14 protein-coding genes and 1 riboswitch are annotated in these 19,702 nt (G+C 73.3%); of the genes, 11 read left to right on the top strand and 3 right to left on the bottom strand.

From position 1 onward, the window contains the following. Nucleotides 1-69: 69 nt before the first annotated feature. From ACGFXC_RS28230 to ACGFXC_RS28210, 5 genes are all read left to right on the top strand, one after another. Nucleotides 70-1,083 carry a LacI family DNA-binding transcriptional regulator gene (locus tag ACGFXC_RS28230; RefSeq protein ID WP_393717378.1) on the top strand — a complete coding sequence of 338 codons (1,014 nt, stop codon included), beginning with the start codon at nt 70-72 and terminating at the stop codon, nt 1,081-1,083. 205 nt (nt 1,084-1,288) lie between these two features. Then, complete coding sequence (locus ACGFXC_RS28225; RefSeq protein WP_393717376.1) at nt 1,289-2,692, top strand: ABC transporter substrate-binding protein; 1,404 nt, start codon at nt 1,289-1,291, stop codon at nt 2,690-2,692. A 136-nt stretch (nt 2,693-2,828) separates the two neighbouring features. Next, nucleotides 2,829-3,791 (top strand): carbohydrate ABC transporter permease, encoded by a 963-nt coding sequence (locus tag ACGFXC_RS28220; RefSeq protein ID WP_393717374.1) that lies wholly within the window; start codon nt 2,829-2,831, stop codon nt 3,789-3,791. A 15-nt stretch (nt 3,792-3,806) separates the two neighbouring features. Continuing rightward, entirely contained in the window at nt 3,807-4,682 is an 876-nt protein-coding gene (locus ACGFXC_RS28215) for a carbohydrate ABC transporter permease (protein WP_393717372.1), read from the top strand. A 10-nt stretch (nt 4,683-4,692) separates the two neighbouring features. Beyond that, nucleotides 4,693-6,309 carry an alpha-amylase family glycosyl hydrolase gene (locus ACGFXC_RS28210; protein ID WP_393717370.1) on the top strand — a complete coding sequence of 539 codons (1,617 nt, stop codon included), beginning with the start codon at nt 4,693-4,695 and terminating at the stop codon, nt 6,307-6,309. A 37-nt stretch (nt 6,310-6,346) separates the two neighbouring features. Here the strand turns inward: ACGFXC_RS28210 and ACGFXC_RS28205 are convergent, their stop codons facing one another. Further along, entirely contained in the window at nt 6,347-7,588 is a 1,242-nt protein-coding gene (locus ACGFXC_RS28205; RefSeq protein WP_393717368.1) for a citrate synthase, read from the bottom strand. A gap of 55 nt (nt 7,589-7,643) precedes the next feature. On the opposite strand from ACGFXC_RS28205, the gene ACGFXC_RS28200 reads away from it, so the two are divergent. The 3 genes from ACGFXC_RS28200 to ACGFXC_RS28190 all read left to right on the top strand — a co-directional run bounded on the left by ACGFXC_RS28200 (nt 7,644) and on the right by ACGFXC_RS28190 (nt 10,824). After that, complete coding sequence (locus ACGFXC_RS28200) at nt 7,644-8,810, top strand: citrate synthase (RefSeq protein ID WP_393717366.1); 1,167 nt, start codon at nt 7,644-7,646, stop codon at nt 8,808-8,810. 14 nt (nt 8,811-8,824) lie between these two features. Then, nucleotides 8,825-9,928: a CobW family GTP-binding protein gene (locus ACGFXC_RS28195; protein WP_393717364.1), complete on the top strand. Its 1,104-nt coding sequence runs from the start codon at nt 8,825-8,827 to the stop codon at nt 9,926-9,928. Between the two features lie 197 nt (nt 9,929-10,125). Further along, nucleotides 10,126-10,824 (top strand): hypothetical protein, encoded by a 699-nt coding sequence (locus ACGFXC_RS28190; RefSeq protein ID WP_393717362.1) that lies wholly within the window; start codon nt 10,126-10,128, stop codon nt 10,822-10,824. Here the strand turns inward: ACGFXC_RS28190 and ACGFXC_RS28185 are convergent. Both ACGFXC_RS28185 and ACGFXC_RS28180 read right to left on the bottom strand, forming a co-directional pair. After that, nucleotides 10,770-12,926 (bottom strand): restriction endonuclease, encoded by a 2,157-nt coding sequence (locus ACGFXC_RS28185; RefSeq protein ID WP_393717360.1) that lies wholly within the window; start codon nt 12,924-12,926, stop codon nt 10,770-10,772. The two genes, ACGFXC_RS28190 and ACGFXC_RS28185, sit on opposite strands and share 55 nt — an antisense overlap. Nucleotides 12,927-13,045: 119 nt before the next feature. Further along, nucleotides 13,046-15,502 (bottom strand): DNA topoisomerase (ATP-hydrolyzing) subunit A, encoded by a 2,457-nt coding sequence (locus ACGFXC_RS28180; RefSeq protein WP_393717358.1) that lies wholly within the window; start codon nt 15,500-15,502, stop codon nt 13,046-13,048. Between the two features lie 235 nt (nt 15,503-15,737). Between ACGFXC_RS28180 and ACGFXC_RS28175 the strand changes: the two genes are divergently transcribed. The 3 genes from ACGFXC_RS28175 to ACGFXC_RS28165 all read left to right on the top strand — a co-directional run bounded on the left by ACGFXC_RS28175 (nt 15,738) and on the right by ACGFXC_RS28165 (nt 19,656). Beyond that, nucleotides 15,738-17,114, top strand: coding sequence for a M16 family metallopeptidase (locus ACGFXC_RS28175; protein WP_393717356.1), 1,377 nt, complete (start codon nt 15,738-15,740; stop codon nt 17,112-17,114). Beyond that, nucleotides 17,111-18,502 carry a M16 family metallopeptidase gene (locus ACGFXC_RS28170; RefSeq protein ID WP_393717354.1) on the top strand — a complete coding sequence of 464 codons (1,392 nt, stop codon included), beginning with the start codon at nt 17,111-17,113 and terminating at the stop codon, nt 18,500-18,502. The genes ACGFXC_RS28175 and ACGFXC_RS28170 overlap by 4 nt, the downstream gene beginning before the upstream one ends. Before the next feature lie 187 nt (nt 18,503-18,689). After that, a riboswitch (cyclic di-AMP (ydaO/yuaA leader) is annotated at nt 18,690-18,849 on the top strand. A gap of 12 nt (nt 18,850-18,861) precedes the next feature. Continuing rightward, a complete protein-coding gene (locus tag ACGFXC_RS28165) occupies nt 18,862-19,656 on the top strand; it encodes a M23 family metallopeptidase (protein ID WP_393717352.1) in 795 nt (264 codons plus the stop codon). Nucleotides 19,657-19,702: the final 46 nt, after the last annotated feature.

Here is a 19,702-nt window from a genome sequence, read left to right as displayed (position 1 = left end):
CGGGGCGCCCCCGCGCCCGCCTCCGACGGACCGCAAGCGACTTGCACGGTTTGCGCTAGTCTTGCGCGCATGACGCGACGACTTGCTCAAGTGGCCAAGAAGGTGGGAGTCAGCGAGGCGACGGTCAGCCGGGTGCTCAACGGCAAGCCGGGCGTCTCGGAGGCGACCCGGCAGTCCGTGCTCACCGCGCTCGACGTCCTCGGGTACGAGCGCCCCACCCAGCTGCGCGGAGAGCGGGCCCGGCTGGTCGGCCTGGTCCTGCCCGAGCTCCAGAACCCCATCTTCCCGGCCTTCGCCGAAGTCATCGGCGGGGCGCTGGCCCAGCAGGGGCTGACCCCGGTGCTGTGCACGCAGACCACCGGCGGCGTCTCCGAGGCCGACTACGTCGAACTCCTCCTCCAGCAGCAGGTCTCCGGGGTGGTCTTCGCGGGAGGGCTCTTCGCGCAGGCCGACGCCCCGCACGAGCACTACCGGCTGCTCTCGGAGCGCAAGGTCCCGGTGGTCCTCATCAACGCCTCCATCGAGGACCTCGGATTCCCCTGCGTGGCCTGCGACGACGCCGTCGCCGTCGAGCAGGCCTGGCGCCACCTGGTCTCGCTGGGGCACGAGCGGATCGGCCTCGTGCTCGGCCCCGCCGACCACATCCCCTCGCTGCGCAAGCTGGTGGCCGCCCAGTCCGTCGCCGCCGCGGCCGGGGCCGAACTGCCCGCCGCGCACGTGGAGCGGACCCTGTTCTCCCTGGAGGGCGGCCACGCCGCGGCCTCCCGGCTGCTGGACCGCGGAGTCACCGGCATCATCTGCGCGAGCGATCCGCTGGCACTGGGGGCGGTACGCGCGGCCCGCCGGCGCGGGCTCGGCGTACCGGCGGAGGTCTCCGTGGTCGGCTACGACGACTCCGCGTTCATGAACTGCACCGAACCCCCGCTGACCACCGTCCGTCAGCCCATCGAGGCCATGGGCCGGGCCGCCGTCGAGCTGCTCACGGCGCAGATCCAGGGCGGTGCCGTGCAGCCCGGCGAGCTCCTCTTCGAGCCGGAGCTGGTGGTGCGCGGCTCCACCGCACAGGCGCCGCGCGCCTCCTAGACCGGCTTCCCCGGCCCGTACCGGGCCCAGGCCCCGGACGCCCCATGCGTCCGGGGCCTTTTTGCGTCCCGCATCCGTAAGAGCGTCCGATCATTGTCGATGGCTTGCGAAATCTGCGCGAGATATTGCGTTCATCTGTCGGTGGTGGTTGAGTGTGCCGCGCTCGCCCCCACGCCTCCTGCCCGAAGCTCGAAGGGGACCACCGATGAGAACCCACGTCCGCCGCAACCTCGCGGCCGCCCTCGCCTCCGCGCTCGCCGTCACCGCCCTCGCGGCGTGCGGGACCAGCAGCAGCGGCGGCGACCCGAAGGCGCAGCAGACGGGCGGCGGTGGCGCCGACGCCGCCGTGCCGCTCGACCCGAAGACCAAGGTCACCCTCTCCATCGACTGCATGCCGCCCGCGGCCAAGGCGGCGGAGCTCAAGGAGTGGAAGGAGGACGTGGCGGAGTTCAACAAGACGTACCCCAACGTCACCATCGAGGGCCGCTCCACCCCCGGCCAGTGCCTGGAGCCGCCGCGGTTCACGGCGATGCTCAAGGCCAAGTCCCAGCCGGACGTCTTCTACGCCTACTTCACCGACCTCAAGCAGGTGCTGGACAACGACGGCGCGCAGGACATCTCGGCGTACGTCACGCCCCGCTCGGTCCCCGCCCTCGACGACATCGACCGGGGCGTCCTGGGCGTCCTCAAGCAGGACGGCAAGCTCTACGGCCTCCCCACCAGCAACTACACGATGGGTCTGCTGGTCAACCGGAAGCTGTTCAAGGACGCCGGCCTCGACCCCGACGCCCCGCCGCGCAGCTGGGAGGAGGTCCGGGCCGCCGCGAAGAAGATCGCCGCACTGGGCAACGGCACCGCGGGCTTCGGCGAGTACAGCGTGGAGAACACCGGCGGCTGGCACTACACCGCCACCCTGTACGGCCTCGGCGGGGACGTCGTGGGCGCCGACGGCAAGGCCGCCTTCAACAACGCCACCGGCCGCAAGATCGTCGACAACCTCCGCGCCATGCGCTGGGAGGACGACAGCATGGGCAAGACCCAACTGCTGAAGTGGGGCGACCTGCAGAAGCAGATGGCCTCGGACAAGCTCGGCATGTTCCTGGCCGCGCCCGACGACATCACGTACATGGTCCAGCAGCTGGGCGCGAAGTACGAGAACTTCGGCATGGGACCGATCCCCGGCGGCGCGTCCACCCTGGCCGGCGGCAACGGCTACCTGATCAAGAAGGGCAGCTCGCCGGACAAGATCAAGGCGGCCGTGGCCTGGCTGAACTTCACGACCCTGGCCGTCGGCAAGGGACAGTTCCGGTACGACCGCAGCAAGGCGGACGGCCTGCCCGTCGGCCTGCCGCAGCCGGCCTTCTTCACCGGGGCGAGCAAGACCGAGGACGACGGGCTGAAGGCCGCGAGCGCCACGATGCCGGTCGCCAACTTCAAGGCCTTCCTGGACAACCCGGTACCCGGCAAGGCGGAGCCGCCGAAGGCCCAGGAGGTCTACAAGGTGCTCGACAAGGTGATGTCGGGGGTCCTCACCAACAAGGACGCCGACGCCGCGCAGCTGCTCGCCGAGGCGGAGAAGGCGGTCAACCAGGTGCTGGCCGACCGCTAGGCCGCCGACCGCCGACCAACAGGCCGCCGACCGCGAACCGCCGACCACCGGGCGGGGGAGGGGCCCGGCGGGCCCGCCGACGCCGGCTCCTCCCGACGCCCGCGCCACCGACGAACCCCGTGAGGAGAGAGCGGCGATGCCGGCCACCACCCCCCTGCGCCCGACCCCCCTTCCCACCGATCCCCCCGCGCCCCCGCGCCCCGCGGCCGGACCCGCCCGCCGCGCGGCGTTCGTACGGGAGCTGAAGCGGAACCTCACCGCCCACGGCTTCCTCATCGGCGCCGTGCTCTGCTTCTGCTTCTTCTCCTGGTACCCGATGGTCCGGGAGTTCCTGCTGGCCTTCCAGAAGACCGAGGGCGGCAGCACCCACTGGGCCGGCTGGGACAACTTCACCTACGTCTTCAACGACCCGGGCTTCTGGCAGGCCTGGCGCAACACCCTGCTCTTCACCGGGCTCGCGCTGGTCCTCGGCTTCGCGGTGCCGTTCGTGCTGGCCCTCGTCCTCGGCGAACTGCGCCACGCCCGCGGCTACCTGCGGCTGCTGGTCTACCTGCCGGTGATGATGCCGCCGGTGGCGTCGGTCCTGCTGTTCAAGTACCTGTACGACCCCGGGTACGGCCTGTTCAACCGGATCCTGGAGTTCCTGCACCTGCCCGCCCAGGACTGGCTGCAGTCCACGGACACCGCCATGCTGTCGGTCGTCCTCGCCTCGACGTGGATGAACATGGGCGGCGCGACCCTCATCTACCTGGCGGCGCTCCAGGGCATTCCCGGCGAGCTGTACGAGGCCGCGGAGCTGGACGGAGCCGGGCTGCTGCGCAAGATCTGGCACGTCACCATCCCGCAGACCCGGCTGATCCTCTCGCTGATGCTGCTGATGCAGGTGATCGCGACGATGCAGGTGTTTGCCGAACCGTTCCTGCTGACCGGCGGCGCCGGACCCGAAGGCGCCACCACCACCGTGGTCGTCCTCATCTACCAGTACGCCTTCAGCTTCAACCAGTACGGCGCCGCGGCGGCCCTGGGGCTGTGCCTGCTCGTCCTCCTCGGCGGCTTCTCCGCCGCGTACGTCCGCCTCAGCCGCGACGACCAGAGCTGACAAGGAGCCCCACGCATGGCCGAGCGCACCCTGATCTCCCCGGTCCGGTGGAGCCGCCCCCGGGGCCGGATCCTCTACTGGAGCGTCCTCGCCCTGGTCGTCGCCGGGTTCACCCTCGTCTTCCTCGGCCCGCTCTACTGGATGGCCGCGGGCGGCCTCAAGGGCACCGAGGAGTTCGCGCGCGTCCCGCCGACCCTGGTGCCGCACTCCGTGCACACCGCCAACTACACGGCGGCCTGGCGGGTCATGGACCTCGCCCGGCTGCTGGCGAACACCCTCTACTACGCGCTGGGCGCCCTCGTCTTCCAGCTCGTCCTCGACGTCGCGGCGGCCTACTCGCTGTCGAAGCTGCGGCCGGTCCTCGGCAAGGCCGTCCTCGGGATGATGCTGGCGACCCTGATGGTCCCGGCCGCCGTGCTCGTCGTACCGCAGTACCTGACCGTCCTGGACGTGCCGCTCTTCGAGCGCAACCTCCTGAACTCGCCCTGGGTGATCTGGCTGCCGTCCGTCACCAACGCCTTCAGCATCTTCCTGCTGAAGCGCTTCTTCGACTCCATCCCGCGGGAGGTCCTCGACGCCGCCGCCATCGACGGGGCGAGCGCGCTGCGCACCCTGCGCTCGGTGGTCCTGCCGATGTCCCGGCCCGTCCTCGGCGTCGTGTCGATCTTCGCGGTCGTCGGCGTCTGGAAGGACTTCCTCTGGCCGATGCTCACCCTCCCGGACCCGGCGCTGCAGACCCTCAACGTCGGCATCTACTCGCTGTCCCGGGGCGTCCCGGAGAACCACCTCACCGCCGCCCTCGTGATCGCCTCCGCACCCACGCTCATCCTCTTCCTGATCTTCCAGCGCAACATCATGGGCGGCCTGACGGCCGGCTCCCTCAAGGGCTGAAAGGATCGACGTGCCGGCTTCCGACTGGTGGCGCTCGGCCGCCATCTACCAGGTGTACGTACGCAGCTTCGCCGACGGGGACGGGGACGGCACCGGTGACCTCGCGGGCGTCCGGGCCCGTCTGCCGTACCTCGCCGCGCTCGGCGTGGACGCCCTCTGGTTCACCCCCTGGTACCTCTCCCCGCTCGCCGACGGCGGCTACGACGTCGCCGACTACCGCACCATCGACCCCGCTTTCGGCACCCTCGCCGAGGCGGAGAAGGTCATCGCCGAAGCCCGTGACCTGGGCATGCGCACCATCGTCGACATCGTCCCGAACCACGTGTCCGACCGGCACCCCTGGTTCCGGGCCGCCCTCGCCGCCGGTCCCGGCAGCCCCGAGCGCAGGCTCTTCCACTTCCGCCCCGGCCGGGGCGAGCACGGCGAACTGCCGCCGGGGGACTGGCCCTCGCAGTTCAACGGCGCCGACACCTGGACGCGGACCCCGGACGGCGAGTGGTACCTGCACCTCTTCACCCCGCAGCAGCCCGACCTCAACTGGGACCACCCCGAGGTCCGCAGGGAGCACGAGGAGGTCCTGCGCTTCTGGTTCGAGCGGGGCGTCGCGGGCGTACGGATCGACTCGGCCGCACTGCTCGTCAAGGACCCGGCCCTGCCCGACCTGGCGGGCCGCCCGCCCGGACCGTGGCCCGGCCCGGGGGCGGGCGCCTCCGCGGGCGCCGCCACGGCGCACCCGTACATCGACCGGGACGAACTCCACGGCATCTACCGCTCCTGGCGGGCCGTCGCCGACGAGTACGGCGCCGTGTTCGTCGGCGAGGTCTGGCTGCCGGACTCCGAGCGCTTCGCCCGCTACCTGCGCCCCGACGAGCTGCACACCGCCTTCAACTTCGGTTTCCTCAGCTGCCCCTGGGACGCCGGGCGGCTGCGCGCCTCGATCGAGGAGACCCTCGCCGAGCACGCACCCGTCGGGGCCCCCGCCACCTGGGTGCTGAGCAACCACGACGTGACCCGGACCGTGACCCGCTACGGGCGCGCCGAGACCGGCTTCGACTTCGCCGCCAAGGCCTTCGGCACCCCGACCGACCTGGCGCTCGGCACCCGGCGGGCGCGTGCCGCCGCGCTGCTGACGCTCGCCCTGCCCGGCTCCGTGTACGTCTACCAGGGGGAGGAACTGGGGCTGCCGGAAGCCGAGATACCGATCGGCCGCATCCAGGACCCGATGCACTTCCGCTCCGGCGGCACCGACCCGGGGCGCGACGGCTGCCGGGTGCCGCTGCCGTGGTCCGCCGAGCCCTGGAACGACCCCTGGCTGCCCCAGCCCGCGGACTGGGCCACGTACGCGGCCGACCGCCAGGAGGGGCGGCCGGACTCGATGCTGACCCTCTACCGCAGCGCCCTCGGGCTGCGCCGGGCGGCGGGCGGGTTCGGCGGCGGTTCGCTGGAGTGGCTGAACGCGCCGCCCGGGGTGCTGGCCTTCACCCGGCCGGACGGGCTGCTGTGCGTGGTCAACCTCTCCGGCGCGCCGGTCGCGCTGCCGCGGCACACGGACGTCCTGCTGAGCAGCGCCCCGCCGGACGGCGCCGGGCTGCTCGGGCCGGACACGGCGGTCTGGCTGCGGACCTGACCCCGCCGCCGGACCGCCCGCGGGCGGTCCCCGGCCGTCACGGCAGGGGCCGGGGCGGCCGGGGACCGTCGTAGTGGCCGCTCGGCCGCATGCGCAGGGGCCGTTCGCCGTACTCCTCCAGCGCGTGCGCGATCCACCCCGCGGTCCGGGCCACCGCGAACACCGTCTCCCCGGCCTCCGCCGGCATCCCGCAGGAGACCGTGAGCACCGCCAGGGCCAGGTCCACGTTGGCGTGCAGGCCCGGCCGCCGGCCCGCCGCGGTGGCCACCACCTCGCGGGCCGCCGCCAGCGCGGGCGCCGCGTGGGGCAGGGCCTCCAGCCGGGCGAACAGGGCCGTGGCGCGGGGGTCCTCGCCCCGGTAGAGCCGGTGCCCGAGCCCCGGGACGCGCCGTCCCGCGCGCAGGTGGTCGGCGACCACGGGGGCCGCTCCGCCCCGCTCCAGGGCCTCGGTGAGCATCCGGTGCGCGAGCCGCCCCGCGACCCCGTGCAGGGGGCCTTCCAGCGCGCCGAGCCCGGCGGAGACGGCCGCGTACGGATGGGCGCGCGCGGAGGCCGCCACGCGCACGGCCAGCGTCGAGGCGGCCAGGTCGTGGTCCACCAGCAGGGCAAGCGCCAGATCGAGGGTGTGCAGGGAGGCCCCGTCGGGCTCCCGCGCGGTCAGCCGGTGCCACAGATCCCGGGCGAGCGGGCCGTTCCCGCGCGGGCCGGTCCGCACGGTCGGCAGGGCGCCGACCAGTGTCGGGACCAGGCAGCGCGCGGAGCCCAGTACGGCCTCCGGCGACAGGTCGAAGCGCAGCGGGTCGGCGACGGCCGCGGCGGCGGTGGCCACCCGCAGCATGTCGATGGGCCCGGCGTGCTCCGGCAGCGCGGCGACCACCCGGCGGGCGGCGGTCAGCGGCCCGGGCGGTGCGGTGAACCGGGCCCCCGGCACCAGCGTGCCCGTCCAGAGGAATTCGGCGACCTCCTCGTAGCGGTGCCGGGAGGCCAGCTCCACGGCGTCCACGCCTCGGAAGTAGTACCGGTCGGGCTCGATGAGGGTGAGCGAGGTCCGCACCGACGGCTCGCCGGCGGGGGAGCGTCCGGCCGCCTCGCGCCGGCTGCGCCGGGCCAGCTCCTCGACCTCCCGCGCGTCGAAGGTGCTGCCGCGCCCCACCGCCTCGCGCCGGCTCGCGAGCTGCCCTCGGCTGACGTACGCGTACACGGTGGCCGGTTTCACCCCGAGCAGCGCGGCGGCCTCCCGGGTGCCGATCCGCCGTTCTCCGTCCGCCTCGTCGTTCATGACGCACACCCTACAGATATTGATTCAATCAACATTGACAGGGATTGAATCCATCATGGATGGTCGATCCATGAACGCAACCGTCGATGTACCCCGCGGTCTCGCGGGAGTCGTGGTCACCGAGACCGCACTCGGTGACGTCCGTGGCCGCGAGGGCTTCTACCACTACCGCCAGTACTCGGCCGTCGACCTCGCCGCGAGCCGCACCTTCGAGGACGTCTGGCACCTGATGTTCCGCAGCGCCCTGCCCGCGGGCCGCGCCGAACGCGACGCCTTCGCCGCCGAGACCGCCCCGCTGCGCCACCTGCCCGCCGGGGTCCGCGACGCCCTGCCCGCCCTCGCCCGCGCCGGCGGTGCCGGCGGACCGCTCGCCGGGCTGCGCACCGCGCTCTCGCTGCTCGGCGCCACCGCGGGCATGCGCCCCGTCTACGACCTCGACTCCGGCCAACGGGCCGCCGACGCGCTCGCCGCCTGCGCGGCCGTACCGACGCTGCTCACCGCCCTGTACCGGCTGGGGCGGGGGCTGAAGCCGGTGGATCCGCGCGACGACCTCCCGTACGCCGCCAACTACCTCTACATGCTGACCGGGCGGGAGCCGGATCCGGTCCGGGCCCGCGCCGTCGAGCGGTACCTGATCTCCACCGTCGACCACGGCTTCAACGCCTCCACCTTCACCGCCCGCGTCATCGCCTCCACCGGCGCCGACGTCGCCGCCTGCCTGACCGGGGCGGTGGGGGCGCTCTCCGGACCGCTGCACGGGGGCGCGCCCAGCCGGGCCCTGGACACCCTCGACGCGATCGGCACCGCGGAGCGGATCGGGCCGTGGATCCGCGAACGGGTCCTCGCGGGCGACCGGATCATGGGCTTCGGGCACCCCGTCTACCGCACCGAGGACCCGCGGTCGCGGATGCTCAGGGAGATCGCCCTGGATTTCGGCGGCCCGCTCGTGGACCTCGCCGTGGAGGTCGAACGGCAGGTGGAGGAGATCCTCGCCGAGCTGAAGCCGGGGCGCGAACTGCACACCAACGTCGAGTTCTACGCGGGCGTGGTCATGGAGCTGTGCGGGCTGCCGCGCGAGATGTTCACCCCCACCTTCTGCGCGGCGCGCGTGGTGGGCTGGAGTGCGAACGTCCTGGAACAGGCCGCCGACTCGAAGATCATCCGTCCGGCCGCCCGCTACGCCGGACCCACCCCGCCCGAACCCGTACCCGCCGCGGGCTGACTACGATCGGCCGGGTGAACAGCAGGCAGCCCGCTCCGTCCGCCCGGACCGTCCCCGTCGTCGTCCTCTCCGGATTCCTCGGCTCCGGGAAGACCACCGTCCTCAACCACCTGCTCGCGCACCGGGCGGGAACCCGGATCGGAGTCGTCGTCAACGACTTCGGCTCGATCGAGATCGACGCGATGTCCGTGGCCGGGCAGGTCGGCGACTCGATGGTCTCCCTCGGCGGGGGCTGCCTGTGCTGCGCCGTCGACGGCAGCGAGCTGGACGCGTACCTGGAGAAGCTGGCCGCGCCCGCCCACCGCATCGACGTGATCGTCATCGAGGCCAGCGGGCTCGCCGAACCGCAGGAGATGGTCCGGATGCTCGTGGCCAACGAGAACCCGGCCGTCCGGTACGGCGGCCTGGTCCAGGTCGTGGACGCGGCGGAGTTCGACGCGACCCGGGCCGCGCATCCGGAGACCGACCGCCACCTGGCCGTCGCCGACCTGGTCGTGCTCAACAAGACCGACCGCGTGGACGCCGCCGAACGGGCCCGCGTCGAGGGACTGCTCGCCGGGCTCTGCGCCCCGGGCATCCCCGTGATCGGCGCCGATCACGGGCGGATCGACCCGGAGCTGCTCTTCGACCGCCGCCCCTGGGAGCGGACCCGGGGGCAGCTCTCCTTCGAGGACCTGCTCGCGGAGGCGCAGGAGCACGGGGACGGCCACGGCCACGGACACGGCGGCGATCACTCCGAGCACCTGCACGCGGCCTACGAGAGCGTCGCGTTCACCTCGGACGCGGCGCTCTCCCCGCGCCGCCTCATCGACTTCCTCGACCGCCGGCCGGCCGGCCTCTACCGGATCAAGGGCTACGTCTGGTTCGGCGTGCCCGGCCATCAGGAGCGTTACGAGGTCCAGTCGGTCGGCCGCTTCCTGAGGTTCGCCCCCGGCCCCTGGGGGCGGGGCGAACCGCGCCGGACGCAACTCGTCCTGATCGGCTCCGCCCTCGACGGGCCGGGCCTGCTGCGCGCACTGGAGGACTGCCGGGAGGGGGCGCCGCAGGACGCGCCGCCGGAGAGCATGTGGGGCGTCCTGCGGTACGTGGACCGGGGCGAGCGCGGCCCCGGGGACTGAGGCCCGTCCACGCCCTTACGCGCGGCGGGGGTTGCCGGGACACTGGACGGATGGGCGGGGACGGGGAACTCGGGCGTTCTTTCGCGGGCCGGGCGCGGCGGTCGGCCCGGGCGGGACCGGCGGGGCCGGTGCGACCGCCGGGGTCGGTGCGACCGGCGGGGCTGGTCACGGCGAGGCCCGCGGTGGTGTGGGCGGGCGTGTGGGCCACGGCCCTGACGGGCGCCTTCGTCGGACTGGCCCGGCTGTTCGTGCTGTGGGACCCGCACGCCCGGGCGGCCTCCGGGCCCTGGCGCGTGCAGGAGCCGGCCTGGATGTACCTCGGGCTCGCGGGGCTCGTCGCGTTCGGGCTCCTCGCCGCCCTGCACGGGCTGACCGTACGCGGTGCCCGGACGGCGGGCCTGGCCGCGGGCGTGCTCTATGCCGGCACGCTCACCCTGACCCACGGCTGGTCGGAGCGGACCGCCGACCAGATCCTGCGCGACCGGGGCGTCGCATACCCGGCCGTCGTCACCGAGGTCCGGCCCCGGGCGGACGGGCGGCCGGGGGAGGTGCGGCGGGCGCGGCTGGCCGACGGCCGCGTCCTCACCCTGGCGGGGCCGCCGGCCCCCTTGCGCGGGGCCGCGCGGCCCCGGGAACATCCCGTCGGCGCCGAGACGCTGGTCACCCTGGATCCGGCGGGAGCGGCCCGGCCGCGCCTCGGGCCGCCGCCGACCGGCGCCGCCGTCGGCCGGGCCGCCGCGGGAGCCGCCGCCGTCGCGGCGGGATCCCTCGCGGCCGCCGTCCCGCTGGGCGCCCGTACGGCGATCCGGCGCGCGGAGCGACGCCGCCCCGCGGACGCGGCCTACGCCACCTCGACGCCGTACTCGCTGAGCAGGGCCTCCAGACCGCCGCGGTAGCCCTTGCCGCCGATCACGAACTTCCAGTCGCCGTTCGGGCGGCGCCGGAAGGAGCCGAGGACCAGGGCCGTCTCGCCCGCCCGGCCGTCGGACACCTCCAGCCGGTCGATCTCCGCCCCCGCCGCGTCCAGCAGCCGGATCCGGGCATCGGTGAAACCCGCCAGGTCCGCGTCCGGATTGACCTCCGGGTCGATCGCGGCGACCAGCACCAGCCGGTCGGCGTGCTGCGGCAGGGCGTCGAAGCCGACCTCGACGGCCGCCTTGTCGGGGGCGGTGTGCGGGCGGGAGCACACCGAACCGTCCGGGGTCCGCGGGTTGTTGAAGAAGACGAAGTGGTCCTCGCTCAGCACCCGGCCGCCCTCGCAGACCAGCGCGCACACGTCGAGCGCGACCCGTCCCGACCAGGACATCCCCAGCACGTTGCGGTCGGCCGCCAACGGCTGCGCCGCCGCCCGCTGCTCCACCACCGGCTGCTCCACCACCGGCTGCGCCGCCGCCCGCTGCGCCGGTACGGCCGGGGTCCGCGCGCCGTCGCCGAGCCGCCCCCGCAGCCCGTACCGGTGCAGCAGCTCCACCAGGTCCGCTCCGGGAACCAACTCCAGCGGCTTGCCGTTGGCGAAGGTGTACGACCCCGGCCCGAAGGACGAGGTGGTGACCAGCACCCCCTTGTTCGCCCCCGCGTCCTGGACCGTGCCGTACAGGTCCCGCACCGCCGTCGGCGGGACGGTGTTGCGGTAGCGCTTGACCTGCACCACGATCCGCCCGCCCCGGATCGGTGCCGGATCCAGCGCCTCCACGTCCACGCCCCCGTCGCCCGAGCGCTGCGTGGTCACCGCCTCCATGCCCATCGCCCGGAAGAGCTCCGCGACCAGGTTCTCGAAGGCGATCGGATCCATCACGAACAGGTCCGGCTCGTCCGCCCCGCCGCTCCCGTCCGCGTCCGGGCGGCCGCCGTGGCTGACGACGCCGCCGACCCCGCCGACCTCGCCCGGCCTGCGGCCCGGCCGTACGGCCGTCAGCTGGTCGGGCCGCGCCGACAACTGGCCCCGCAGCCCGTCGGCCAGGCAGTCCACCGCGCTCACCTGCGCCAGCCGCAGCCCGGAGAAGGCCGCCCGCGCCGCCTGCACCGTGGCCAGTACGATCTGCGCCTCCCGGCCCGTCACCGGATCGTGGTCGTCCACGAACCCGTTGACGACCACCGAGTCCAGCGCCCCGAACTCGTCCGCCGCGTACACCTCGCGCAGCACCAGCAGCACGCACTGGGCCAGCAGGTCCCGGTACAGCCCCCGGCGCTGCGTGGCGGGCCGGGCCGTCTCCTTGTCCTGGTCCGTACCGGCCACGTACCGCACGGACTTCGTCTCCGGCACGGCCTCGTAGCGGGGCAGTTCCCAGTCCAGCACCAGCTGCCGCGCCGCCGGGTCGTAGGCGGCGGACACCTGGCGGGGCAGCTCCTCGGGCCAGGCCGTCGAGGCGTACAGGGCCGCCGAGAAGTACTCCACGGCCGCCTCGGGGTCGCCCGCCCGCAGGGCTGCGGCCAGGTCGGTGAGGCCGCTGTTGTGGTGGCGGATCCCGGCGAGCTGGTCGGCCGCCCAGCGGTCGTACTGCTGCCGGTACGCCGCCAGGTGCCGCAGCCGCTCCTGCTCCGCGGCGTGCGCGGCCTGCCAGGCGTGCGTGTACCGGTCGTGGGCCTCGCGCTCCGCCTGGGCGCGGCGGCCCGAGCCCAGGGTCCAGCCGCTGCTCTGCTGCTGGAACTGGTGCAGCTGCGGCATGGGCACCGGGTGGGCGAGGGTGCCCGGGTCGAAGGGCGCGAGCCGCTCGTCGCGCACCAAGGCGGACATCCGGAACGCCGGCGCCCGGCAGCCCGCCGCCAGCAGCCCCTGGAGGGCGGCCACCTCGGCCTCGATCCGCTCGGTGCGACGCCGTGCCTCCGCCTCGCGGTGCTGCTTGTAGGCGGCCTGCTGCTCCCGCCGGTCCCGGGCCGCGTCCCGCTCGTAGGCCCGCTGCCGGCGCTCGGCCTCGCGCTGCTGGATCAGTTGCGTCCGCTGCTGCTGGCGCTGGGCCTCGGCCCACACCCCGATCAAACCGCTCGGCCGACGACTCATCAGTGCTGTTCTCCCCCCACCCGCGTGTACCGGGAAAACAGTAGTCGGGACCGGGGGCGGGCGGCCCGTCAACCGCCCGGACCGCCCGCCCGCCGTCCCGGTCATCCGGGAGCGAGCCCCTAGAGCACGCCTCCGGCCAGCGCCTCGACCGGGGCCGGCAGGGCGGTGCCCGAGCCGTCGCGGCGCGGGTCCGGGGCAGGCAGGGCGGCCGGAGTGCCGTTCGCCGCGGCCGCGCGGACCGGGGCGTTCCCGGCCCAGGCCAGCACCAGCAGGTCCTCGCCCTTCAGGAACCGCTGGCAGCGCACGCCGCCCGTGGCGCGCCCCTTGCGCGGGTACTGGTCGAAGGGGGTCAGCTTGCAGGAGCGCACCGAGTCGTCCAGCGTGCCGTGCGAGCCGGCCACGCTGAAGACCACGGCGTCCCGCGCCGGGTCCACGGCGGAGAAGTGGATCACCTTGGCGTTCTCGGCGAGCTTGATGCCCGCCATGCCGCCCGCCGGGCGGCCCTGCGGGCGCACCTGGGCCGCCGGGTAACGCAGCAGCTGGGCGTCGTCGGTGATGAAGACCAGGTCCTCCTCGCCCGTGCGCAGTTCGACCGCGCCGACGATGCGGTCGCCCTCCTTGAGGGTGATGACCTCCAGCTCGTCCTTGTTCGCCGGGTAGTCCGGCACGACGCGCTTGACCACGCCCTGCTCGGTGCCCAGGGCCAGACCCTGCGAGGACTCGTCGAGGGAGGTCAGGCAGACCACCGCCTCGTCGGGCTCCAGTCCGGAGAGAAACTCCGAGACCGGGGCGCCGCCCGCCAGGTTCGGCGCGGCATGGGTGTCGGGGAGCTGCGGCAGGTCGATCACCGGCAGCCGCAGCAGCCGCCCGCTGGACGTCACCACGCCCACGTCGGCCCGGGCGGTGGCGGCCACCTGCGAGACGATCAGGTCGTGCTTGGCCCGGCCGCCGTCCTCCTCCTGCGGCAGCGGACCGCCGCCCGCCGTACGGGCCAGCAGGCCGGTGGAGGACAGCAGGACCCGGCACGGGTCGTCCGCGACCTCCAGCGGGACCGCGGCGACCGCCGTGCCCGCCGACTCCAGCAGCACCGTCCGGCGCTCGGTGCCGAACTTCTTCGCGACCGCGGCCAGTTCCGAGGAGACCAGCTTGCGCAGCTCGCCGTCCGAGTCGAGGATCCCGGTCAGCTCGTCGATCTCCCCGGTCAGCCGGTCGCGCTCGGACTCCAGCTCGATCCGGTCGAAGCGGGTGAGCCGGCGCAGCGGGGTGTCCAGGATGTACTGCGTCTGGACCTCGCTCAGCGAGAAGCGCTCCATCAGGCGTTCCTTGGCCTGGGCGGAGTTGTCGCTGTCCCGGATGAGCCGGATGACCTCGTCGATGTCGACCAGGGCCACCAGCAGGCCCTCGACCAGGTGCAGCCGGTCGCGCCGCTTGGTGCGGCGGAACTCGCTGCGGCGCCGGACGACCTCGAAGCGGTGGTCGAGGTAGACCTCCAGCAGTTCCTTCAGACCCAGCGTCAGCGGCTGCCCGTCGACCAGCGCGACGTTGTTGATGCCGAAGGACTCCTCCATCGGCGTCAGCTTGTACAGCTGCTCCAGCACGGCCTCCGGGTGGAAGCCGTTCTTGATCTCGATGACCAGGCGCAGGCCGTGCGAGCGGTCGGTGAGGTCCTTGACGTCGGCGATGCCCTGGAGCTTCTTCGAGCCGACCAGGTCCTTGATCTTGGCGATGACCTTCTCGGGGCCGACCGTGAAGGGCAGTTCGGTGACGACCAGGCCCTTGCGGCGCGGGGTCACGTCCTCCACGGCCACGGTGGCCCGGATCTTGAAGGTTCCCCGGCCGTTCGCGTAGGCGTCCTTGATCCCGGACAGCCCGACGATCCGTCCGCCGGTGGGCAGGTCCGGGCCCGGCACGAAGCGCATCAGCGCCTCGAGGTCGGCCTCCGGATAGCGGATCAGGTGGCGGGCGGCCGCGATGACCTCGCCGAGATTGTGCGGGGCCATGTTGGTGGCCATGCCGACGGCGATCCCGGAGGCGCCGTTGACCAGCAGGTTCGGGTACGCCGCCGGAAGGGCGACGGGCTCGCGCTCCTGGCCGTCGTAGTTGGCGGTGAAGTCGACGGTGTCCTCGTCGATCGACTCCGTCATCAGTGACGTGGCGTCGGCCATCCGGCACTCGGTGTAACGCATCGCGGCCGGCGGGTCGTCGTTGCCGAGCGAACCGAAGTTGCCGTGGCCGTCGACCAGCGGCAGCCGCATGGAGAAGGGCTGCGCCATGCGCACGAGGGCGTCGTAGATCGACGTGTCGCCGTGCGGGTGCAGCTTGCCCATGACCTCGCCGACGACGCGGGCGCACTTCACGTAACCGCGGTCGGGGCGCAGGCCCATCTCGTTCATCTGGTAGACGATGCGCCGGTGCACCGGCTTCAGGCCGTCCCTGGCGTCGGGCAGGGCGCGGGAGTAGATCACCGAGTACGCGTACTCGAGGAAGGAGCCCTGCATTTCGTCGACGACGTCGATGTCGAGGATCTTCTCCTCGAAATCCTCCGGCGGCGGGGTCTTCGTGCTGCGGCGGGCCATCGCTGCGCGGCTCCTTAACCAAGAATCGGGGGGTACGGGGTGCCGGACGGGGGCCGTCCGGCCGGTGACGACGCGGACCATTGTGGCCCGGCGCACCGACAACGCCGACTCCGACCCCGGGCGACCCCCCGGACGGAGTCCAAGGGGCGGACCCGGGAACTTCTCCGGTGGCCGACGCGCTTGCATACAGTGGCAGGTCTGACAGAAATCTCTGCATCGCGATCGAAGGGACCACATGCCCATGGGTCACACGGCCACAGCTCAGGCCGGCTCCGGCGGCCTGACAGCGACCGAGCACCGGCTGGCCAACGGCCTGCGCGTGGTGCTGTCCGAGGACCACCTCACTCCGGTCGCCGCCGTCTGCCTCTGGTACGACGTCGGCTCGCGCCACGAAGTCAAGGGGCGGACCGGTCTGGCTCACCTCTTCGAGCACCTGATGTTCCAGGGTTCGGCGAGCGTACCGGGCAACGGGCACTTCGAGCTGGTCCAGGGCGCCGGCGGTTCCCTGAACGGCACCACCAGCTTCGAGCGCACCAACTACTTCGAGACGATGCCGGCCCACCAGCTGGAGCTCGCCCTGTGGCTGGAGGCGGACCGCATGGGCTCGCTGTTGGCGGCCCTGGACGAGGAGTCCATGGAGAACCAGCGCGACGTCGTGAAGAACGAGCGCCGCCAGCGCTACGACAACGTGCCCTACGGCACCGCGTTCGAGAAGCTGACCGCCCTCGCCTACCCCGAGGGCCACCCGTACCACCACACCCCGATCGGCTCCATGGCCGACCTGGACGCCGCGTCCCTGGAGGACGCGCGCAACTTCTTCCGTACGTACTACGCGCCCAACAACGCCGTCCTGTCGGTCGTGGGCGACATCGACCCCGCGGCGACGCTCGCCTGGGTCGAGAAGTACTTCGGCAGCATCCCCTCGCACGACGGCAAGCAGCCCCCGCGCGACGGCTCGCTCCCCGAGGTCATGGGCGGGCAGCTCCGCGAGGAGATCGTCGAAGAGGTCCCGGCCCGCGCGCTGATGGCCGCCTACCGGCTGCCGCACGACGGCACCCGCGAGTGCGACGCGGCGGACGTGGCGCTGACCGTGCTGGGCGGCGGCGAGTCCTCCCGCCTGCACAACCGCCTGGTGCGGCGCGACCAGAGCGCCGTCGCGGCCGGCTTCGGCCTGCTGCGCCTGGCCGGCGCGCCCTCGCTGGGCTGGCTGGACGTCAAGACCTCCAGCGGTGTCGAGGTGCCCGCCATCGAGGCGGCCGTCGACGAGGAGCTCGCGCGGTTCGCCGCCGAGGGCCCCACGGCCGAGGAGATGGAGCGCGCCCAGGCACAGCTGGAGCGGGAGTGGCTGGACCGGCTGAGCACCGTCGCCGGCCGCGCCGACGAACTGTGCCGCTACGCGGTGCTGTTCGGCGACCCGCAGCTGGCGCTGAGCGCCGTGGGGCGCGTCCTGGACGTCACCGCCGAAGAGGTGCAGGCCGTCGCCGCGGCCCGGCTGCGCCCCGACAACCGCGCGGTCCTCGTCTACGAGCCGCTGCCCGGCTCGGACGAATCCGACGAGTCCGACGAGTCCGACGAGTCCGACGAGAACGAGAACGAAGGGGCGGAGCAGTGAGCGACGCCGTAGCCGTCACGATGGACTTCCACCCGCGCCCCGAAGCCGGCGAGGCCAAGCCCTGGGCGTTCCCGGCCCCCGAGCGCGGCGCCCTCGCCAACGGCCTGACCCTGCTGCGCTGCCACCGCCCCGGCCAGCAGGTCGTCGCGGTCGAGGTCAACCTCGCGGCCCCGCTGGACGCCGAGCCCGAGGGCCTCGACGGGGTGGCCACCATCATGGCCCGGGCCCTGTCGGAGGGCACCGACAAGCACTCCGCCGAGGAGTTCGCCGCCGAGCTGGAACGCTGCGGAGCCACCCTCGACGCGCACGCCGACCACCCCGGACTGCGGGTCTCCCTGGAGGTCCCGGCCTCCCGCCTGCACAAGGCCCTCGGCCTGCTCGCCGAGGCACTGCGCGCGCCGGCCTTCGCCGACGCCGAGGTCGGCCGCCTGGTGCGCAACCGGCTCGACGAGATCCCGCACGAGCTGGCCAACCCGCAGCGCCGCGCCGCCAAGCAGCTCTCCAAGGAGCTCTTCCCGGCCGGCCTGCGCATGTCCCGCCCGCGGCAGGGCACCGAGGAGACGGTCGCCCGGATCGACTCCGCGGCCGTCCGCGCCTTCTACGAGGCCCACGTGCGCCCCGCCACCGCCACCGCGGTCGTCGTCGGCGACCTGACCGGCATCGACCTGGACGCCGTGCTGGCCGACACCCTCGGCGCGTGGACCGGCGACACCGCCGAGCCGCGCCCGGCAGTGCCGGTGACGGCGGACGACTCAGGCCGGGTCGTCATCGTGGACCGGCCCGGAGCGGTCCAGACGCAGCTGCTGATCGGCCGCATCGGGCCCGACCGGCACGACATCGTCTGGGCGCCGCAGGTGCTCGGCACGTACTGCCTCGGCGGCACCCTCACCTCGCGCCTGGACAAGGTCCTGCGCGAGGAGAAGGGCTACACGTACGGGGTGCGGGCGTTCGGCCAGGTGCTGCGTTCGACCGCCGACGGCAAGGGCGCCTCGATGCTGGCCATCAGCGGTTCGGTGGACACCCCCAACACCGGTCCCGCGCTGGAGGACCTCTGGAAGGTGCTGCGCACGCTCGCCGCCGAGGGTCTGACCGACGCCGAACGCGACGTGGCCGTGCAGAACCTGGTGGGCGTCGCCCCGCTGAAGTTCGAGACGGCCGCGGCCGTGGCGGGCACCCTCGCGGACCAGGTGGAGCAGGAGCTCCCCGACGACTACCAGGCGCAGTTGTACGCCAGGCTGGCCGAAACCGGTACGGCGGAGGCCACTTCGGCGGTCGTGCGCGCCTTCCCGGTGGACCGGCTGGTGACGATCCTGGTGGGCGACGCGGCCCAGATCGAGGAGCCCGTGCGGGCCCTCGGCATCGGAACGGTCACCGTCGTCACGAACTGACGGTGCGTTGGGGAGGGGCTCCGGCGGGATCATCCGCCGGAGCCCCTTTTGTCTGTTTCGCCGCGTGGTTGCCCGTATGCGGTGTGGCGTACGCAACAAAAGCGCTCGTGTGTTTGGCGATCGACTGATGATCCGCCTAGCGTCGGCCGTGCTGTCCGTCACTTGTGACCGCCGCACCGGCGGCACCGGTCAGCGATCGCCGAGTCCCCGTCAGGCGCGAGCCTGGGGAGCCGGGGACCCACATCAGTCCCTGGGGTGAATCGGACCGCCTCGTCAGAGGAGGCCCGTAGGAGACCTTCCTGCTCCGAACCCGTCAGCTAACCCGGTAGGCGAGAGGGAAGGAAAGGATCACCCCCTTCATGGCCTCTGGCAGTCGTGTCGCCGGCAAGCACCGTGGTTCCAGCCGTCTGAGCCGCAAGACCGCCGGCTATGCCGGTGTAGCCGCCCTCGCCACCACGGGCGTGGTCGCCGCCGTGGCCGCCCCGGCGTTCGCCGCGGACCACAGCGCCCCCTCCATCGAGGAGACCGGCCAGACCGCGATCGTCGTCGCCGACGGCCTCCAGGACGACCTCGAGGTCCAGGCCGAGTCGCAGCAGGTCGCCGCCGAGGCCGTCGCCGCCCAGGCGCAGGCCGAGGCCGAGGCCAAGCAGCGTGCCGCGGAGGCCAAGCGGACCGCCGAGGCCAAGGCGAAGAGCGAGCGCGATGCCGCCGAGCGAGCCGCCCGCGAGGAGGAGCGCAAGCGCCTCAACACCTTCGTCGCCCCCATCGAGGGCTCGTACGTCAGCACCCAGTACGGCGCCGGCGGCGGCATGTGGTCCTCCGGCAGCCACACGGGCATCGACTTCCACGCCGACGAGGGCACCTCGGTCCACGCGGTCGGCGCGGGTGTCATCGTCGAGGCCGGCTGGGGCGGCGCGTACGGCAACAACGTCGTCATCAAGCACAACGACGGCACCTACACCCAGTACGGCCACATGAACTCGCTGAGCGTCTCCGTCGGCGAGAAGGTCACCGCGGGCCAGCAGATAGGCCTGTCGGGCTCCACGGGCAACTCCAGCGGCCCGCACCTGCACTTCGAGGCCCGTACCGGCGCCCAGTACGGCTCGGACATCAACCCGCTCGCGTACCTGCGCAGCCACGGCGTCGGCGTCTGACCCGAAGCACCACCCGCACCACCCCGCACTTCAGCGGAAGGCCCCG

This window comes from Streptomyces sp. NPDC048507, assembly GCF_043199995.1.
In the GTDB taxonomy this organism is placed as follows: Bacteria; Actinomycetota; Actinomycetes; order Streptomycetales; family Streptomycetaceae; genus Streptomyces.
Note: the sequence above shows the minus strand (reverse complement) of the source record. Positions and strands in the feature narration are given on the sequence as shown.

Bases quoted from the DNA above. Each gene is read 5' to 3' on its own strand.
- ACGFXC_RS28185 (WP_393717360.1), bottom strand. From the start codon at position 12,926: ATGAGTCGTCGGCCGAGCGGTTTGATCGGGGTGTGGGCCGAGGCCCAG.
- ACGFXC_RS28165 (WP_393717352.1), top strand. From the start codon at position 18,862: ATGGCCTCTGGCAGTCGTGTCGCCGGCAAGCACCGTGGTTCCAGCCGT.
- ACGFXC_RS28205 (WP_393717368.1), bottom strand. From the start codon at position 7,588: ATGAACGACGAGGCGGACGGAGAACGGCGGATCGGCACCCGGGAGGCC.
- ACGFXC_RS28220 (WP_393717374.1), top strand. From the start codon at position 2,829: ATGCCGGCCACCACCCCCCTGCGCCCGACCCCCCTTCCCACCGATCCC.
- ACGFXC_RS28225 (WP_393717376.1), top strand. From the start codon at position 1,289: ATGAGAACCCACGTCCGCCGCAACCTCGCGGCCGCCCTCGCCTCCGCG.
- ACGFXC_RS28230 (WP_393717378.1), top strand. From the start codon at position 70: ATGACGCGACGACTTGCTCAAGTGGCCAAGAAGGTGGGAGTCAGCGAG.
- ACGFXC_RS28215 (WP_393717372.1), top strand. From the start codon at position 3,807: ATGGCCGAGCGCACCCTGATCTCCCCGGTCCGGTGGAGCCGCCCCCGG.
- ACGFXC_RS28175 (WP_393717356.1), top strand. From the start codon at position 15,738: ATGCCCATGGGTCACACGGCCACAGCTCAGGCCGGCTCCGGCGGCCTG.
- ACGFXC_RS28200 (WP_393717366.1), top strand. From the start codon at position 7,644: ATGGATGGTCGATCCATGAACGCAACCGTCGATGTACCCCGCGGTCTC.
- ACGFXC_RS28180 (WP_393717358.1), bottom strand. From the start codon at position 15,502: ATGGCCCGCCGCAGCACGAAGACCCCGCCGCCGGAGGATTTCGAGGAG.